Genomic DNA, 16494 nt, shown 5'->3' with positions numbered 1-16494 from the left:
GCTGATGAATCCAACCCATGATCAAAATACCAGCTCGTCAATTGACAGGTCTAGTGGTGAAGCGTCGGTTTCCGATATTAAGTTAGCATTGAGGAATGAGTATGTGGTTCAAGAGCTGGCTATGAGCATTGATGAACAAAATAGCATCAATATACTCGAGTACGGAAAAGAGCCAGCGGTTGCGATTTCCCGTTACTCTGATCAAATTCTTGACATTATGCGGACATCCAATGTCGAGGACTCAGGAGAATTGCTTAAGCAGCTAGCCAAGGTGATGGATCATTTTGACAAAAAGGATTTTCAAAAAGCAACCGGTGGAATCTTCAGCAAACTATTCAAAAAAAACGGGAAGATGATGGATAGGCTATATATCAAATACCAGTCGATGGGAAAGGAAATCGAACAGGTATATATAAAAATATCTGAATACAAGTGTGAAATGACAGAAACAGCGACCATGCTTGAACGTATGTATGAACAGATTCATCAGTATTGCCTGACACTTGAAAAATATGTGGTCGCTGCGGAGTTGAAGCTGAATGAACTGAAGTCAAATAAGCTTCCCATACTTGAACAGAATGCTTTGAAAGGGGATCACCTGTCATCTATTGAACTTGACTCACTGCGTAATGCAATTGAACTTCTTGAACAGAGAATCTATGACCTTGGTATAGCGAAAGTGGTCGCAATGCAGACTGCACCCCAAATCAAATTGCTTCAGCGTGGAAATGAGAAGTTGATCGGCAAAATCAACTCGGCGTTCGTTACAACTATTCCCATTTTCAAGAACGGATTGATCCAGGCCATTGCTGCAAAAAGGCAAAAGTTAGTGGCTGATTCAATGAAAGAGCTCGATCGAAGGACGAATGAGGTTTTAATCAAAAATGCCAAGGATATTGCTGCCCAAAGTGTCGATATCGCCCGACATTCAGGTGTGCCAGGTATCAAGATTGAAACCTTAGAAGAATGCTTTCATATCATCCTGAAGGGAATGAAGGAGACTAAAACCATCGAGGAAGAAAACAAGCGGCTCCGTAAAGAGGGGCAGCAACTCTTGAAACAGCTAATGGAAAACTATAAGAATAGTAATTAACAATAACTGTTCAATCATTAAAAAGCTCATCCAACTTTTGGTTTGGATGAGCTTTTTTTGATCTCCAAATTTCATGGGGCTTCCTAAAATTCTCAGTCAGCAGGCAAGCAGTCATATGTTATAATTTTAGTAGGTTACTATAGAGAATATCCTCAAAAATACAACTCATTCACCCATTTTACATCTTCAGTAATACACTTCAGGAAAGGGGATAAACATTGCGTAAAGTTTTTCAAATATTCGTTGTTATCGTACTTTCCTTATCACTACTTGGCAGCTCCAATGCCAATATGGACGGCATTTTTCTATTTGAATATCCTAAACAATCCCTACTATATGAATCCCTGCAGCCGGAAAACGTCCGACTTGCCGGTAAGTTGATTGTTCTGCCAGAAAACGACTTTGACCAGGGGGAAGCAGCGCAGATTATTAATAGGCTTATGCTCCTTCCTGAAAGCATGATCCTTAAAGCGGTAGACAGCAATATTAAAGTGAAGTTATTTGAAGGAAGATTGACGGATAATCCAACTGCCAGCCACTTGAAGGGGATTGTTCCGCGAGGTTATACATCTGAAAAAACTTGGGATCAGGTCCCTGGTATCGGAGGTTCAAGGACCGTTCTTGTGAAAATTGGCAGCAGTGAGAAAGGGAAGGGACATGGATCCGTAAACCTCGAATTGCATGAACTTGCACACTCTCTTGACCGCCATGTTTATGACGGAATCAGGCATGAAGAAAGATTTTTAAAAATCTGGAAGCATGAAAGCCGGCTGCTCTTTCCAGGGCGCGCATATTTCCTTGATTACCCTGAGGAATACTTTGCAGAAAGCTTTGCGATGTTCTATATTGGCGGACTGCCGGCAAAACTGCTTAAGGAAGCTGCACCGCAAACCTATCAATATATCGAAGGCCTTAAGTAGGCCTTTTTTGCTATTCTAGTGTATTTTGGCAGGAAATACGGAATCCCATAGCAAAGTAATAAGAGAATTCAAAATAAGGTTATATCCTTCCACCATTGTTGATTTATTTGCTAAAATAAGAAAAAGAAATCGATCGTTTTGAAGGGCAGGGAAATTCATGAAACAATATCTAGAACTTTGCGAACATGTCTTGAATACTGGTGTAAAAAAAGAGGATCGGACAGGTACTGGCACGATCAGTACTTTCGGCTATCAAATGCGCTTTAACCTCCAGGATGGATTTCCGCTGCTAACAACCAAAAAACTCCACTTAAGATCAATCATCCATGAACTTCTATGGTTCCTGAATGGCGATACGAACGTGAAATACCTACAGGAGAATGGGGTACGCATCTGGAATGAATGGGCAGATGAAAATGGAGAATTGGGTCCAGTCTATGGCAGCCAATGGCGTTCGTGGACAGGAGCAAATGGAGAAACGGTAGACCAGATTTCAGAATTGATTCATACAATTAAAACTAATCCTGATTCGAGAAGGATGATTGTCAATGCTTGGAATGTTGCTGAAATCGATAAAATGGCGTTGCCTCCATGTCATTGCATGTTTCAGTTTTATGTAGCTGATGGCAAGCTTTCCTGCCAGCTGTACCAAAGATCGGCAGATGTGTTCCTGGGCGTGCCTTTCAACATCGCTTCGTATGCTCTGCTGACCTTGATGGTCGCTCATGTCTGTGATCTTGAGCCAGGCGAGTTCGTTCATACTTTCGGGGATACTCATATTTACTCGAACCACGTGGAGCAGGTTAAACTGCAGCTTACCCGGGATCCTAAGCCATTGCCACAAATGAAAATCAACCCTGAAGTCAAATCAATATTTGATTTTAAATATGAAGACTTCGAGTTGGTCAATTATGAAGCGCATCCGCATATCAAAGGGGTTGTCAGTGTATGATATCACTAATTTGGGCAATGGATGAAAACCGAGTCATCGGATATCATAATCAGCTCCCGTGGAGGCTTCCGGAGGACCTGAAGTTCTTTAAGCGTGTGACGATGGGACATCCGATTGCCATGGGAAGGAAAACATATGAATCGATCGGAAAGCCTCTCCCAGGCAGAGAAAATATCGTCATTACTCGTGATGAAGATTACGGTCCAGAGGGCTGTACAGTGATTCATTCAATTGAGGAAATGTTAGCCTATGCCGCTGAGAACAAATCTGAAGAAATTTTCGTCATCGGCGGTGCGGAAATATTCAAAGAAGTTCTTCACCATGCAGACAAGCTTTACCTTACGATGATCCATCATCAGTTTGAAGGAGATACGTTTTTCCCGGTGTTCGACATTGATAAATGGGAGCTTGAGTCAAGGGAAATCGGACTGAAGGATGAAAAAAATCCGTATGATTATGAGTTTTTGATTTATAAGCGGAAGTAAGAATGCTGTCGCTTGAAGGACTCTTTAAATCATTAACAAAAGGAGGTGTGGAATGTTTTCATTCCACACCTCCTTTTTAAGTATGAGCAGTCTTTTATTAGGACTGTTTATTTCTGATCAAATTACCGATAAATATAGTCTCCTCAGATTAAATCCATTATAATGACAACAGAATAACATTAGGAGGATACAATGCTTCGATTAATTGCGTGTTTTTTGTATATGGGTGGCTATCTTGTTTACACCATACCAAGACTATCCAGATTGAAAAGATTGCCGGAAGATTTGAAACCAGATATTAAAAAGCAACTGATTCATTCTACACCAAAAAAGTGGGCGAAAACATTCATGGCAATGACAGGATCTCAGGTAGAGGTAGAAGGACTTCATCATATACCTGAAGGTCCGGTGCTGTTTGCCAGTAACCATGAGGGTAATTTTGACATACCTGTACTTATAGGTGCCATTGAAAAACCTTTTGGGTTCATATCGAAAATTGAAGTGAAGAAGGTTCCATTTTTATCGGCATGGATGGAAGCCATTGATTGTGTCTTTATTGACCGGAAGAATCGTGACAAAGCTGCTGGCTCAATTATGTCAGGAGTGGAACTGTTAAAGAAAGGAAATTCACTTGTGATTTTTCCGGAAGGAACGAGAAGCAAAGGTGGTCCCGTAGGTCTTTTTAAAGCAGGAGGCTTCCGCCTTGCGAAGGATTCTGGTGTTCCGATAGTGCCGATTTCAATTCAAGGCACCGCTGATGTTTTTGAAAAAAACGGCCGCCTCGTCAAACCTGCAAAAATTAAAGTAATCATAAGTCCTCCGGTTTACAGCCGGCAATATAAGGATAAAGAGCTAATATCCCTTGCTGAAGAAATAAGGGATACGATAATTCAATCTCGTAAGGCAAAAAGGATTGCTTCATAATCATTCTGTAAATGCCAACAGCCCCTGCAAGTCGCAGGGGCTGTTCATTTTTTAGAAAATGGCTGGATGATGTTATGGAGTTGTTATTCGAATTGTGCAAGGCTTTTCATCATTTGTGTGAATTCTGCAGGTATGCAAAAATCCTCCGGTTTAAAGTTGTCGCGAATCCATCTCACCATTTCCGGCGGACTATTGAAGTACTCTCCGCTGGTATCACTTTTGCGAATCATGTAGCGGCCATTGTCTTCATCAAGTGTAACCTCTACCGGCAAAGCCCCGTCATAACTGTTTAATGAAAATTCCATATCTCATTCCCTCCAGCATATTTTCGTTATTATATGTTATTTTACTACCATTTTATTCAACATGAAAGCCTAGAATTTTAAATATTTAAAAAATTCAATCGACATACGGATTTTTCATGTTATAATGGACAAATTAATATTTTGCAAAGTGAGGGTGACAGAATGGAACAAGAAACAATGAAGAAAAAAAGGGTGAGTGTAGAGGATATCCTGATTGCCTACCGGCATCTTAAAGAGGTTGTTGCCCATACTCCATTGCAATTGAACCAACGATTATCTGAAAAATATGAAGCTGATATATATTTGAAGCGGGAGGATTTACAGCATGTACGCTCTTTCAAACTAAGGGGCGCTTACTATTCAATGAAATTATTGTGGGAAGAAGGGCTTGATCACGGTGTGGTATGTGCTAGTGCTGGGAATCATGCTCAAGGTGTAGCATATGCTTGTCGTCAGCTCGGAGTGAATGGGAAAATTTTTATGCCTGCTACAACTCCTGGACAAAAAATCAGCCAGGTTGAAATGTTCGGGCGAGGTTTCGTTGACATTGTCCTCGTCGGGGATACATTCGATGATTCCTACCGGGAAGCGCGTGTGTGTGCTGAAAAAGAGGGAAGGGAATTCATCCACCCTTTCGATGACGAAAAGGTAATTGCAGGACAGGGAACCGTTGCAGTGGAAATCTTAAATGATTGTCAGGAATCTGTTGACTTTATTATCGCTAGTATTGGTGGCGGAGGCTTGATGGCAGGATTGAGTACATATATAAAAAGCGTATCACCTTCGACTAGCCTAGTTGGCGTTGAGCCTAGCGGTGCAGCTTCCATGAGTGCTGCTTTTGAAAAAAATAGTGTTATCCCCCTAAAGGAAATTGATACATTCGTAGATGGTGCTGCTGTAAAATGTGTTGGCAGTAAGACATATGAAATTTGTAAGGAAAATGTCGATAAGCTAGTTGCAGTTCCAGAAGGGAAAGTGTGTTCATCTATACTGGAGCTTTATAATGAACATGCGATTGTTACTGAGCCGGCAGGAGCTTTGCCGATTGCTGCCCTGGACCTTCTACGTGATGAGATAAAAGGAAAGTCAGTTGTATGTGTCATAAGCGGCGGCAACAATGATATAAGCCGGATGCAGGAGATCAAGGAAAGGTCACTGCTACACGAAGGTTTGCTGCATTACTTTATTGTCAATTTTCCACAGCGTGCAGGTGCATTGCGTGAATTCCTTGATGATGTACTTGGGCCTGGGGATGACATCACCAGATTTGAGTACACAAAGAAAAATAATAAAGAAAGCGGTCCGGCTCTTGTCGGAATTGAATTAAAGAGTAAGCATGATTACCAGAGACTGATCGCCAGTATGGAGAATAAGGGTTTTGCCTTCATGGAATTGAATAAGGACAACCAGCTGTTTAATTTACTGGTATAATATTAATAATAGATAATTAAGGATAGATGTTATAAAATAAGAAATGTCACACTTAGTTAGATTACGTAGACCTTTGTGAATTTCTTATGAACTTTCACGTGATACCTCCACTTAGGGGAGTAAAAGTACTATAATCATAGTAGATTTACAATATGAAAAAGGAGATGTTGATATGTTATCAAACATCGGAGTTCCTGGATTAATCTTAATCCTTGTCTTAGCCCTAATTATCTTTGGACCAAAGAAACTTCCAGAGATCGGACGTGCATTTGGACAGACGCTTCGTGAATTCAAGAAATCAACTCGTGAATTGACAAGCGACGTCATGGAAGATTTCGAAGAAGAAAAGAAGGAAATTACGAAAGTTACTAAATAAGGTGTAAGATGCTTTTGTCTTACACCTTTTTTCTTAAAAGGCTTGTAAATGACAGGCTTTATTCAAGAAATGCACCAAACGGAATTGGCAGGGGATTGTTAAATGGACGATAAAGAATTAAATCTGGTGGATCATCTCGATGAGCTGCGGAACAGGCTGATCATCTCGGCTGTAGCATTCATTATTTTCTTTGGCATAGGCTTCTTCTATGTTAAAGATATATATAACTTTTTTGTCCGGGATTTGGACGTGAAGCTAATAGTCTTAGGTCCAAGTGATATCGTATGGATTTACTTCATGCTTGCCACTATCATCGCGATTGCTGGTACGATTCCGGTATTGGCCACACAGATTTGGCTTTTTGTCAAACCAGCACTCAGGCCGATTGAAAGGAAAATATCACTTTCGTATATCCCGGCGTTATTCATACTATTCATCGTTGGTCTTGCTTTTGGCTACTTTGTAATTTTCCCGACAGTTCTGAATTTCCTCGTGGAACTTAGCGGGGATATGCTTGTAACGAACTTTACGGCGGAAAAGTATTTCAAGTTCATCATGAATATGACTCTCCCATTTGGAGTACTGTTCGAATTACCGGTTGTAGTCATGTTTTTGACTTCGCTGGGAGTCATTAATCCTTACGTCCTGGTTAAGGTCAGAAAGTATGCTTACTTTATATTGATTGTGATTTCAGTCATCATTTCACCGCCTGATTTCATGTCAGATATCCTGGTTACGATTCCGCTTCTGGTTTTGTATGAAATCAGCGTAAACTTGTCCAAATTTGTTTACAAACGGAAGCTCAAGAAGGAAAAAGAATGGCAAGAGCAATACGGGGATATGGACGAGGATAGCGAAGAGGAATCATCCTTGTAATAAAGCGGATCAAGATTCAAAACGAGTATAAACAGTCATTCAAACGTGTGGAATTTCCACACGTTTTTTTGTGATCAAAATAGAATCATTTCTTTAAGCACCCTATTGAATATTTGAAAATCATGAAGATTAATACGTTATCAGGAATCAAAAAAATCATAAAAAAAATATTATTATCTCCGTAAACAGACACATTTCGACCTGGAATTAGGGTATAATATATTCAAACGGGTATAAAAGAGGATTGATATTTTGTTATTCAAAAGCCTAGAGTTCAAAAATGTTGTTGGACAGAAGGTTAAAGTCGTGGATATTCCTGTGTTGGAAGAAGAGAGCACCTATTATTTTATGATCCAAGTCCGTTTGCAAACTTTTATTACAGCGATCTATCAGGAAAGAAACGCGAAAAAGTTCTATTCTTTTAAAGATTATTTAAAAAGAGTTATGAAGTGGCCGGATTATGAACAGTTATTCGAATCGGCCGAATTGAAAAATAACGCATGATGATTCATTTTTGAAGCGCCTGGACAAAGGCGCTTTTGTTCTTTTTACGGAGTTGATTTTTAACATAATCAACCTGGATGTATTCTTATATTTACTGACATTCTAGCATTCTAAGATAAACTTCAAGATTGAATGTAAATATTTTTATTTGCATTTCAGAATAGGTATAATAGTCATAATCTAGTGTTTTGATAGGGATGTGAATTTATGGCTAAAATCAAAATTGTAACTGATTCTACCTGTGACTTGAATGATGAGCTCATTGAAAAATGGGGAATTATCGTTGTCCCATTATCTATTTCTATTAATGGTGAAAATTATTTAGATAGAGTGGATATCAGTCCAAAAGAGTTCATGGAAAAAATGAAAGCTTCTTCAGAACTGCCAAAGAGCTCGCAGCCGCCTGCAGGGGAATTCTTGAAGGTATATGATGAGCTGGCCGCGGACGGTTATGAAATCATATCAATACATATGACAGGCGGTATGAGCGGAACAGTGCGATCTGCTGAAAGTGCCGCCCAGATGACAAGTGCAAAGGTGAATGTGGTTGATTCCCGCTTTATTTCGAAGGGTTTGGCGTTCCAGGTTCTTGAGGCTGCCCAGATGGCCGCGGACGGTAAATCATCTGATGAAATAATAGCAAGTCTAGATGAGATAAGAGAACAGACTCGCCTTTTTGTCGTCGTTGATACCCTTGAGAATCTGGTCAAGGGAGGACGGATTGGCAAAGGAAAAGCGATGATCGGTTCATTACTGAATATAAAACCGATCGCATCTCTCGAAGGTGGAGAATATACTCCTGTCTCTAAAGCAAGAAGTCATTCGCAAGTCGTAAAGTACCTTAGAAGTCAATTTGCCGCAGATACAGAAGGGAAAACCATCAAAGGGGTAGGGCTTGTCCACGCAGAGGGAAAAGGACTCGCTGAGAAAATAAAGGAAGCCGTCCTTGAAACTTCTGGGTATGATGACTTTACTATCGAAGATACGACTCCAATTGTAAGTACCCACACGGGCCCAGGCGCTATTGGGTTCATGTATTACTTCGAATAACTTAATATTAAACGTTATTTCAAAGTCCTGAAGTGTAAAATTTCAGGACTTTTTTTGTTCTTTTAACAAACCAAAGTTTTTTAAAAATACAGGATATTTAAAGGTTTGTGTCGAATATTTTCAATATTCACTTTAGCATAGAACGGAATGTGACAATGAATATATGAAGCTTAATGTAAAGAACCTGCCATTATTTAAAAAGATACTAATGTTCTCATTTATGATCTCAACGCTCGTAGTCGTATCGACAATGGGTACGAGCTTCTACCTGCAGTCAAAACAATTGAAAACTCAAATGGCTGACAAGGTCGAAGGAGTCTCAGGAATTTGGTCATCTACCCTTGATCCTGATGATATCAGAAGTGCTGATGAGTTCCGGGATAAATCAAACCCTTCAATCAGGCGCCTTGAGAAGCTATTGACTATGGTGGGAGACAAAAGTGCCTCATTCCTTGGGGCTTATGTCATACTGCCTGAAGAATATCCAAACCAGAAAGTTTACATCCTATCTGCATCTGATATATATAGGGATTACTCATTCGGTTCCCTGATGTATTATGATGCTGGTGAAGAATTTATTAGTGCATATCGGAATACAAAGGAAAATAAGACAATAACGAGTACAGATATATTCACTGATCAATACGGCTCTTGGATTTCATCCTTCGCCCCAATTACTGATAACAGTGGAAATGTTGTAGCCATTCTTGGAATAGATACAAAGGCATCCATCATCAAGGAAAATCAAATGGAAATACTCGAGTTGTTATTATTGGAAATGGCGGCCATCCTGGCTGTTGTATATGTAATCCTGAATTGGGGCCTTAAGAAGGTCATGAAACCTGTAGATGACTTGTTTTTTGGCATTAAGGAAATCAGTTCTGGAAATTTCACCGTCAAGCTGCCAGTGCATGATCAATCAGAGTTAAGTTTATTGAGCGAAAAATTCAATGAGATGGCTTCCCAGCTATCCCAACTATTCGAGAGGGTATCAGCTGCATCAAGGCAACTGGGCCAAACATCCCTGAAGGATAAGGAGTCGCTTTTATTAGAGGAAGCGATCAACACAATGGAGGATATATTTGAACGTACAAAACTCCAGCAGGAACTTCAGCGTGCCGAGAAAATGAACGCGATAGGCCAGTTGGCTGCCTCTGTTGCCCATGAAATCAGGAATCCTATGACTGTTGTGAAAGGTTTTCTGCAAATTTTCCTTTCTAAAGAGATGTCTGAAGAAGAGCATATGTATTTAAAACTTATGATTGAAGAATTGAACAGGGCGGAGACAATCATAAATGACTACTTGAGCCTAGCCAAGCCGGATGTTGGAAACCTTGTAATCATCGATGGCAGTGAGATGACGGAGCAGGTAATGGATTTAATGAGTTCTTACGCCATGATGTCAAAAAACATTTCTTTGCACACTGAAATAAAGAATCAAGTAAAAATAAGGGGCAATAAAAGCGAATTAAAACAAGTACTCATTAATATCTTGAAAAATGGCATTGAGGCGATGGGTGATGGTGGAAAGCTTAGCTTGACTCTTGAGAGGCAAGGAGATTTCGGTGTATTTGTCATCAACGATACGGGGATTGGGATGACCGCGGAGGAGACTTCAAGGCTTGGAACGGCTTTTTATTCGTTGAAGGAACGAGGAACAGGCATGGGGCTGATGGTTTGCTACCAGATTGTTGAAAGGATGAAAGGACAGATAAAGGTATCAAGCAAAAAAGGTGAAGGCACCACCTTTGAGATAATGGTCCCAATATTAACAGAAAGCCCTGAGTAAAATTCAGGGCTTTTTAAATTTTAGCCATTATTTTTTTGGGACTCAATATAATTTAAAAAGGAGGTGCCCGGACTTGGTGAACAAAGTGCTTTTCTTTAGTGATTTTGGGATAGATGACAATATTGCTGTATTATATGCATTTTTTAACAAGGAAATAGATTTGGTTGGTGTAGTTGCCGATTACGGCAATGTTTCAAAACAAGATGCTCTTCGAAATGCCGCATATTTGCAAAAGCTTACGGGGAGACCTGATGTTCCAGCTTTTGCAGGTGCAGAATTGCCATTGACAGGAGATCCGCCTGAATATGTACCTGACGTTCACGGCATTGAAGGACTCGGGCCAATCATCCCTGATATTGATATAGATTACACCCTTGAAAACTTCCATGGCATCAAGGGAATCATTGAAAAAAATCCGGATGAAATCATTATAGTGAATGTAGGCAGGCTATCATCGCTTGCGGCTGCTTTCATTCTCTATCCTGAAACCATGAAAAAAGTAAAGGATTTTTACATTATGGGCGGTGCATTCAACGAACCTGGAAATGTTACCCCAGTGGCTGAAGCGAATTTTTATGGAGATCCATATGCAGCGAATATTGTATTGACACAAGCGAAACCACCTGTGAAAATCATTCCGCTTAATGTGACGAGTGGAGCGATCGTGACACCGGCATTGATCAATGAGTTAGATGAGCATTACCATACTATCGGTAGTGAAATAGGAAAGCTGGTGAAGCCAATGTTCGATTACTACTACAAGTTTTATAAGGAGCGGAATCCAGAATTGACGGGTGCCCCTCTTCATGATGTTCTTACATTATGGGCGTTGGTAAAAGAAGACCATGTGGTTTCCCTTGATATTCCCGTTAAAATTGTCGTGAATAAAGGTGAGGCATTTGGACAGAGCATCGGGGATTTCAGGAATTCAATTGATAAAGCCGATTATCCAGTTCATAAAGTAGCTGTTAACTTCAGTTATACAGAGTTCATTAAAGATTTCTTCACTACGATGAAAAATTCACAAGTCCACAATGGCACAGGGTAAATGATGATAATTTCACACTTCTTTCATACCTTATTCTTTCTTCTCACAAAAGCGTCTGCTAGAATTGTCTATGGACATTATTCGAAAGATTGCAGGTGATGATTTTGAAAAAGGTTATCTCGCTTCTCATGCTTGCAGCAGTTGTTATTTTCGCTGCGGGGTGTGGAAACAGCGGCCTAAAGGATGCGAAGAATTATCCTATCGAGGATTTTACTTTCACGAATCAAGATGGTGAATCAGTAAGTAAATCGGATTTAGAAGGAAAAGTCTGGATGGCGAGCTTTATATTCACGAACTGTGCTGATGTGTGCCCGCCAATGACGGCCAATATGTCGAAGCTTCAGGATATGATTAAAGAAGAAGGGCTTAAGGACGTGGAGATTGTTTCTTTCAGTGTAGATCCTGCTGTGGACAATCCTGAGGCACTAAGGGAGTATGGCAAGAAGTTCAATGTTGATTTCAAGAATTGGTCATTCCTTACAGGTTATACACAAGAGGAAATAGAAAAATTCGCGCTTGAGAACTTTAAGACTCTTGTCAAGAAGCCGGAGACAGGGGATCAGGTCATTCATGGTACTGATTTTTATCTTGTCGATCAAAACGGGGATATGAGGAAATATTATACAGGATTGAAGGAAGTTCCTTTTGAGCAAATAATTGAAGATATTAAAACACTCCAATAGGCCGCATTTGTGGCCTGTTTTTTTGGGTTGGGGAATAAGCGTAACCAATTTGAACAAATTAATTTAACAACAATTGGAAGAAAGCCGACAAGGGTTGAAGGCAAGTAATGCGTGAGTAACGCCATAATAAACATTAAATGTTATAATGATTATACTTTTAAAGGTAGGTGATTAATATTGTTGAAGAAATTCACCTTTCTTTATGTAGCGCTGACATTGATCATGATATTAGGATCCTGCAGTCAGTTTGAAAACTTGCAAAAAGGGAACTTCAATAAGGTCAAGGAAACAGGAGTGGAATTAAAAGAAGCATTGCCAACATCATTCTTTCCGAAGGATTTGCATATTGTTGCTGCGGGGGACTCACTCACACAGGGTGTAGGAGACAGTACGAATACAGGCGGATATATCCCATACCTTGCAGAGCAGCTTGAAAATGAAAAGACAATTAAAAATGCGAATTTCGAAAATTTTGGTGTAAGAGGAAACCGGACTGACCAGCTTCTGAAAAGACTGAAAAATAAAAATGTCCAATCTTCTATTGAAGAAGCCGACCTGATCATATTAACGATTGGCGGGAATGATTTAATGAAGGTTGTCAAAGAGAATTTTTCAAGTCTTAAGCTAAATCATTTCCAAACAGAACAAAAATTGTTCGCAGAGCAGCTGCAGGAAATTTTCTTGGCAATTCGAAACCAAAACCAAGAAGCTCCGATCGTTTTAGTCGGGCTCTACAATCCGTTTTACTACTGGTTTGCTGATGTTAAGGAAATGAATCTAATAGTGGATGAGTGGAACGGACAAAGTCTTGCTATAGTCAAGCAGGACGGGAATGCATACTTTGTCGACATTCATGATATTTTCCTTAATAATGAAGAAAATCTGTTATATACTGATTATTTTCACCCAAATGACCGGGGGTACCAATTAATTGCTGATCGGATATATGAAATCCTTGATGAACAGGTCATCGACTCGATGTCTAATTAAGGTCATAAGATTGGAAAGAGGAGTTACAAAGATAAATGATGAAAAATAAATGGAAAATCGGATTCTTTATTCTTTTGGGTGTCATGGCTGCAGCCATCCTGTTAATTTGGATCCTCATAACCTCACCGGTAGAGGAAACAAAAGTAGAACCAGGGACGAATGGCTCAGGAACTGATGATGTTGCTTTTAATGTATCGACAAACAAGCGTGATTTAAACAGGGTCATCAATCATTACTTAGAAGAAGAAGCAAAAAATAGTCAGATGGATTATCAAGTTTTGCTCACAGATGAGGTGGAGTTATATGGGACGCTTCCGCTCTTCAGTCAAGAGCTGGAGTTGAAGCTGACCTTTGAACCGCAGGCATTGAAGAATGGTGATTTAATTTTAAACCAGAGATCGATTTCAGTGGGGAAACTCAATCTTCCTGTATCAACGGTTCTTAAATTTGTCCGTGACAGCTACGATTTGCCGGATGCTGTAAATATCCAGCCGAAGGAAGAAAGAGTATATGTATCTATGCAGAGGCTGAAGCTGAAAAGTGATATCAAGGTCCGTGTAAATGAATTTGATTTGAAGAAGGACAACATTAAATTTACCCTGCTTGTTCCAGCAGATTAAGAAGGTACTCTTTAGGGTGCCTTCTTTTTATTCTTACACTTGTCAAGGCTGGAACTGTTATTTCAGTGAGGAATCTTTGGCTGGAAAAGGATAGATTAGGAGCGGAAAGTGACCAGTTTGCAGAAAAAAGTCAGGCCGGGCGACCGGCCTTATTATCCTTGCAATAAAATTACTTCAATTGGCGGTTCGCCTTTTGCAGTGCCCACCGCGACGATTGTGTAGGCATTGTTTGGCTCCAATTTCACATCAGGAATTGTAACAACTGTATTCTTAGTACCGGCCACTTTTGCTTCTAATGTAACGGTCATTGGGGTCAGGGCCAAATAAGTTGTTGCCTGTTTATATGACACGTTCGGGAATATTACATCTCCGTTTTTCCCTGCAATATCTACAGCAGGCGCGTCCGGGGAGAGGTGGATAAACCTGGCTTTAGTTTCTCCTACCGGTGTTTGTGGGTTGTCTTCAAATGTTAGCAGCCTTAACTTATTGGCTGGCCCGGCAATGGCTGCTGTATAAATCCGTCCTGGTTCGACCGTAATCTTTTTGCTGATTACTGTAGAAACGCTATCTCCTGCAGGATAGATATCGACTTGATATTTGCCTGGCTGAAGCTGCATGTGGCTGCTGTTCGTTTTATAACTGAAGTCACGGAGCACTCTGCTGCCATTCACATAAATATCGACGTCCTTTAATTCCGGAGAAGCGTGCAAAAAACGCACCATGGATGGTAATGTGTTCGATTGACCGGCCGGTACAGTATAAGAGCGCATTAACTGGACTGCCTTATTTAAATTACGCAAGTGCTTGTGGTAATACATGACATGTCTATTCGGGTCTAGGTATTTATAATAATTAGCCAATAAATCATACATGGCCGCTTTATGCAGGTAATCATTCTGATTCCTAATGGACATACCCCTCACTCCTAATTTTAATCGTTGCTCAAATGTAAAATATGCAAATTGGGCGCAATAGGTGCGAGACAGCTTCGGTGGTAATATAAAAAAATTGAATTTTAGCTTTACATGAGGAATGTTTTTCCATATACTATAAATAACTTAACGAGAGGCAGGTGGAGTGCAATGAGCAGAATGTTAAATGTATTGATGATGTCTATTACTTGTTGCACGGCCCCTTAACCTAAGCGGATCAAACGACTACTAGTCTTTTTTCTCCATGCTTATGAACCACGGGCTGTGCGTGCCTGTGGTTTTTATTTTATTAAAAGCATGATGGAGGAATAATGAATTGAAAAAATTTGAAAATATTGGAATGACGGCTGAATTGTACAGCTATTTTAATGATCAATATGATGATGGACTCAAACTCGGCAGGGTAGCGTTAGAGCATAAACATAGCTACAGGGTGTGGCTGGAAGAGGGAGAATACCTGTGCACTCTGGCTGGTAAATTAACATTTGATGCAATCAGTCGTGAAGACCTGCCGGCAGTTGGTGACTGGGTTGCCGTGCAAACTTCACCAGGTGAAATGCGAGGGATTATCAAGGGTATCTTACCGCGGAAAAGCAAGTTTTCCAGAAAGGCTGCTGGGCAGGTTACCGAGGAGCAAATTGTCGCAGCGAATGTTGATACAGTGTTCATCGTAAATTCACTCAATGATGATTTGAATCTGAGGAGAATTGAACGGTACCTGCTCCTTGCCTGGGAGAGTGGTTCAAACCCTGTCATCATCTTGAGCAAAGCCGATTTAGTGACAGATTTAAAAGTGAAGATGGATCAAGTTTCATCAGTGGCTATCGGGGTACCTGTAATTGCTGTGAGCGTGCTAGAGGGAACGGGGACCGAGGAAGTTCAACCCTATCTTGCGCCAGGTAAAACAGTGGCCTTAATTGGATCGTCAGGAGTCGGTAAGTCTAGTCTTGTCAATTACTTCACAGGGTTTGAAAAGCAGCTGGTCCAGGAAATCAGGGAAAGCGATGATAAGGGTAAGCATACTACGACTCATCGGGAAATGATTCTGCTTCCTGGAGGGGCGATACTGATTGACACACCGGGAATGAGGGAAATTCAGCTTTGGTCAAGTGAGGAAGGAATCATCGAGAGCTTTGCGGATATTGAGCAATATGCTGAAGCCTGCAAATTTCGTGATTGCAGCCATAAAAACGAACCAGGCTGTGCGGTCAGATCAGCTATTAGCGAAGGCCATCTTGATGAAAACAGACTTGTGAGCTATAAAAAGCTGCAAAAAGAACTTGCTTATATTGACAGAAAGCTGGATAAAAAGGCGCAGGCTGATGAAAAGAAACATTGGAAAAACATCAGTAAGGAAGTCCGCCACAATGCAAAGTACAAACGTAAATAATGAACAGCCTCTTCTCTCTGGAAGGGGCTGTTACTGTTTAAGGGTTCTCAATGTGTTTTTTGCTTTAAAAGTTATACAATAGGGAATAAGTATTTGAGAAGAGTGTTCATTGATTTATTCAAAGTA

General features: G+C 40.3%; 18 protein-coding genes. 16 read left to right on the top strand and 2 right to left on the bottom strand.

Translation table 11 applies throughout. The annotated features are described in order from the left end of the window. Positions 1-4 precede the first annotated feature (4 nt). From CD004_RS13925 to CD004_RS13905, 5 genes are all read left to right on the top strand, one after another. Positions 5-1093 carry a toxic anion resistance protein gene (locus CD004_RS13925; protein ID WP_102263317.1) on the top strand — a complete coding sequence of 363 codons (1089 nt, stop codon included), beginning with the start codon at positions 5-7 and terminating at the stop codon, positions 1091-1093. Between the two features lie 218 nt (positions 1094-1311). Then, positions 1312-2013 carry an anthrax toxin lethal factor-related metalloendopeptidase gene (locus tag CD004_RS13920; protein WP_102263316.1) on the top strand — a complete coding sequence of 234 codons (702 nt, stop codon included), beginning with the start codon at positions 1312-1314 and terminating at the stop codon, positions 2011-2013. Between the two features lie 157 nt (positions 2014-2170). After that, the gene (locus CD004_RS13915) at positions 2171-2965 is read left to right on the top strand and encodes a thymidylate synthase (RefSeq protein WP_102263315.1); all 795 of its coding nucleotides are present in this window, start codon (positions 2171-2173) and stop codon (positions 2963-2965) included. Next, positions 2962-3450 (top strand): dihydrofolate reductase, encoded by a 489-nt coding sequence (locus CD004_RS13910; protein ID WP_102263314.1) that lies wholly within the window; start codon positions 2962-2964, stop codon positions 3448-3450. Before CD004_RS13915 ends, CD004_RS13910 begins: the two co-directional genes overlap by 4 nt. Positions 3451-3642: 192 nt before the next feature. Further along, positions 3643-4374: a lysophospholipid acyltransferase family protein gene (locus CD004_RS13905; RefSeq protein ID WP_102263313.1), complete on the top strand. Its 732-nt coding sequence runs from the start codon at positions 3643-3645 to the stop codon at positions 4372-4374. Positions 4375-4457: 83 nt separating this feature from the next. On the opposite strand, the gene CD004_RS13900 is transcribed toward CD004_RS13905, so the two are convergent. After that, a complete protein-coding gene (locus CD004_RS13900) occupies positions 4458-4679 on the bottom strand; it encodes a hypothetical protein (protein ID WP_102263312.1) in 222 nt (73 codons plus the stop codon). Between the two features lie 162 nt (positions 4680-4841). Between CD004_RS13900 and ilvA the strand changes: the two genes are divergently transcribed. The 10 genes from ilvA (at position 4842) to CD004_RS13850 (ending at position 14046) form a co-directional block, all read left to right on the top strand. After that, positions 4842-6110, top strand: coding sequence for a threonine ammonia-lyase IlvA (gene ilvA, locus CD004_RS13895; protein WP_102263311.1), 1269 nt, complete (start codon positions 4842-4844; stop codon positions 6108-6110). Positions 6111-6282: 172 nt separating this feature from the next. Continuing rightward, on the top strand, positions 6283-6486 hold the full coding sequence (locus CD004_RS13890; protein WP_023627655.1) for a twin-arginine translocase TatA/TatE family subunit: 204 nt from the start codon (positions 6283-6285) through the stop codon (positions 6484-6486). A gap of 102 nt (positions 6487-6588) precedes the next feature. Continuing rightward, positions 6589-7362 carry a twin-arginine translocase subunit TatC gene (gene tatC, locus CD004_RS13885; protein ID WP_102263310.1) on the top strand — a complete coding sequence of 258 codons (774 nt, stop codon included), beginning with the start codon at positions 6589-6591 and terminating at the stop codon, positions 7360-7362. A gap of 252 nt (positions 7363-7614) precedes the next feature. Then, on the top strand, positions 7615-7866 hold the full coding sequence (locus CD004_RS13880; RefSeq protein ID WP_102263309.1) for a DUF2535 family protein: 252 nt from the start codon (positions 7615-7617) through the stop codon (positions 7864-7866). Positions 7867-8073: 207 nt separating this feature from the next. Next, complete coding sequence (locus tag CD004_RS13875) at positions 8074-8916, top strand: DegV family protein (RefSeq protein ID WP_102263308.1); 843 nt, start codon at positions 8074-8076, stop codon at positions 8914-8916. Positions 8917-9079: 163 nt separating this feature from the next. Continuing rightward, positions 9080-10705: a sensor histidine kinase gene (locus tag CD004_RS13870; RefSeq protein ID WP_102263307.1), complete on the top strand. Its 1626-nt coding sequence runs from the start codon at positions 9080-9082 to the stop codon at positions 10703-10705. A gap of 73 nt (positions 10706-10778) precedes the next feature. Next, a complete protein-coding gene (locus tag CD004_RS13865; RefSeq protein ID WP_102263306.1) occupies positions 10779-11753 on the top strand; it encodes a nucleoside hydrolase in 975 nt (324 codons plus the stop codon). Between the two features lie 98 nt (positions 11754-11851). After that, complete coding sequence (locus CD004_RS13860) at positions 11852-12436, top strand: SCO family protein (RefSeq protein WP_102263305.1); 585 nt, start codon at positions 11852-11854, stop codon at positions 12434-12436. A 177-nt stretch (positions 12437-12613) separates the two neighbouring features. Continuing rightward, positions 12614-13426: an SGNH/GDSL hydrolase family protein gene (locus tag CD004_RS13855; protein ID WP_226676902.1), complete on the top strand. Its 813-nt coding sequence runs from the start codon at positions 12614-12616 to the stop codon at positions 13424-13426. Positions 13427-13461: 35 nt separating this feature from the next. Next, positions 13462-14046, top strand: coding sequence for a YpmS family protein (locus CD004_RS13850; protein ID WP_102263304.1), 585 nt, complete (start codon positions 13462-13464; stop codon positions 14044-14046). A gap of 152 nt (positions 14047-14198) precedes the next feature. Here the strand turns inward: CD004_RS13850 and CD004_RS13845 are convergent, their stop codons facing one another. Continuing rightward, positions 14199-14960, bottom strand: a complete 762-nt coding sequence (locus CD004_RS13845; protein WP_102263303.1) for a DUF4397 domain-containing protein — start codon at positions 14958-14960, stop codon at positions 14199-14201. 358 nt (positions 14961-15318) lie between these two features. On the opposite strand from CD004_RS13845, the gene rsgA reads away from it, so the two are divergent. Further along, positions 15319-16368, top strand: coding sequence for a ribosome small subunit-dependent GTPase A (rsgA, locus tag CD004_RS13840; RefSeq protein WP_102265111.1), 1050 nt, complete (start codon positions 15319-15321; stop codon positions 16366-16368). Positions 16369-16494: the final 126 nt, after the last annotated feature.

This window comes from Mesobacillus jeotgali, from assembly GCF_002874535.1.
Classification (GTDB): Bacteria; Bacillota; Bacilli; order Bacillales; family Cytobacillaceae; genus Mesobacillus; species Mesobacillus jeotgali.
The sequence above is the reverse complement of the archived record's forward strand: the minus strand, read 5'-3'. Positions and strand labels throughout refer to the sequence as shown.

What these genes read in the sequence shown, in the direction of transcription:
- CD004_RS13925 (WP_102263317.1), top strand. Translation starts at nt 5, where the DNA reads ATGAATCCAACCCATGATCAAAATACCAGCTCGTCAATTGACAGGTCT.
- CD004_RS13915 (WP_102263315.1), top strand. Translation starts at nt 2,171, where the DNA reads ATGAAACAATATCTAGAACTTTGCGAACATGTCTTGAATACTGGTGTA.
- CD004_RS13910 (WP_102263314.1), top strand. Translation starts at nt 2,962, where the DNA reads ATGATATCACTAATTTGGGCAATGGATGAAAACCGAGTCATCGGATAT.
- CD004_RS13905 (WP_102263313.1), top strand. Translation starts at nt 3,643, where the DNA reads ATGCTTCGATTAATTGCGTGTTTTTTGTATATGGGTGGCTATCTTGTT.
- CD004_RS13900 (WP_102263312.1), bottom strand. Translation starts at nt 4,679, where the DNA reads ATGGAATTTTCATTAAACAGTTATGACGGGGCTTTGCCGGTAGAGGTT.
- ilvA (WP_102263311.1), top strand. Translation starts at nt 4,842, where the DNA reads ATGGAACAAGAAACAATGAAGAAAAAAAGGGTGAGTGTAGAGGATATC.
- CD004_RS13890 (WP_023627655.1), top strand. Translation starts at nt 6,283, where the DNA reads ATGTTATCAAACATCGGAGTTCCTGGATTAATCTTAATCCTTGTCTTA.
- tatC (WP_102263310.1), top strand. Translation starts at nt 6,589, where the DNA reads ATGGACGATAAAGAATTAAATCTGGTGGATCATCTCGATGAGCTGCGG.
- CD004_RS13875 (WP_102263308.1), top strand. Translation starts at nt 8,074, where the DNA reads ATGGCTAAAATCAAAATTGTAACTGATTCTACCTGTGACTTGAATGAT.
- CD004_RS13870 (WP_102263307.1), top strand. Translation starts at nt 9,080, where the DNA reads ATGAAGCTTAATGTAAAGAACCTGCCATTATTTAAAAAGATACTAATG.
- CD004_RS13860 (WP_102263305.1), top strand. Translation starts at nt 11,852, where the DNA reads ATGATTTTGAAAAAGGTTATCTCGCTTCTCATGCTTGCAGCAGTTGTT.
- CD004_RS13850 (WP_102263304.1), top strand. Translation starts at nt 13,462, where the DNA reads ATGATGAAAAATAAATGGAAAATCGGATTCTTTATTCTTTTGGGTGTC.
- CD004_RS13845 (WP_102263303.1), bottom strand. Translation starts at nt 14,960, where the DNA reads ATGTCCATTAGGAATCAGAATGATTACCTGCATAAAGCGGCCATGTAT.
- rsgA (WP_102265111.1), top strand. Translation starts at nt 15,319, where the DNA reads ATGACGGCTGAATTGTACAGCTATTTTAATGATCAATATGATGATGGA.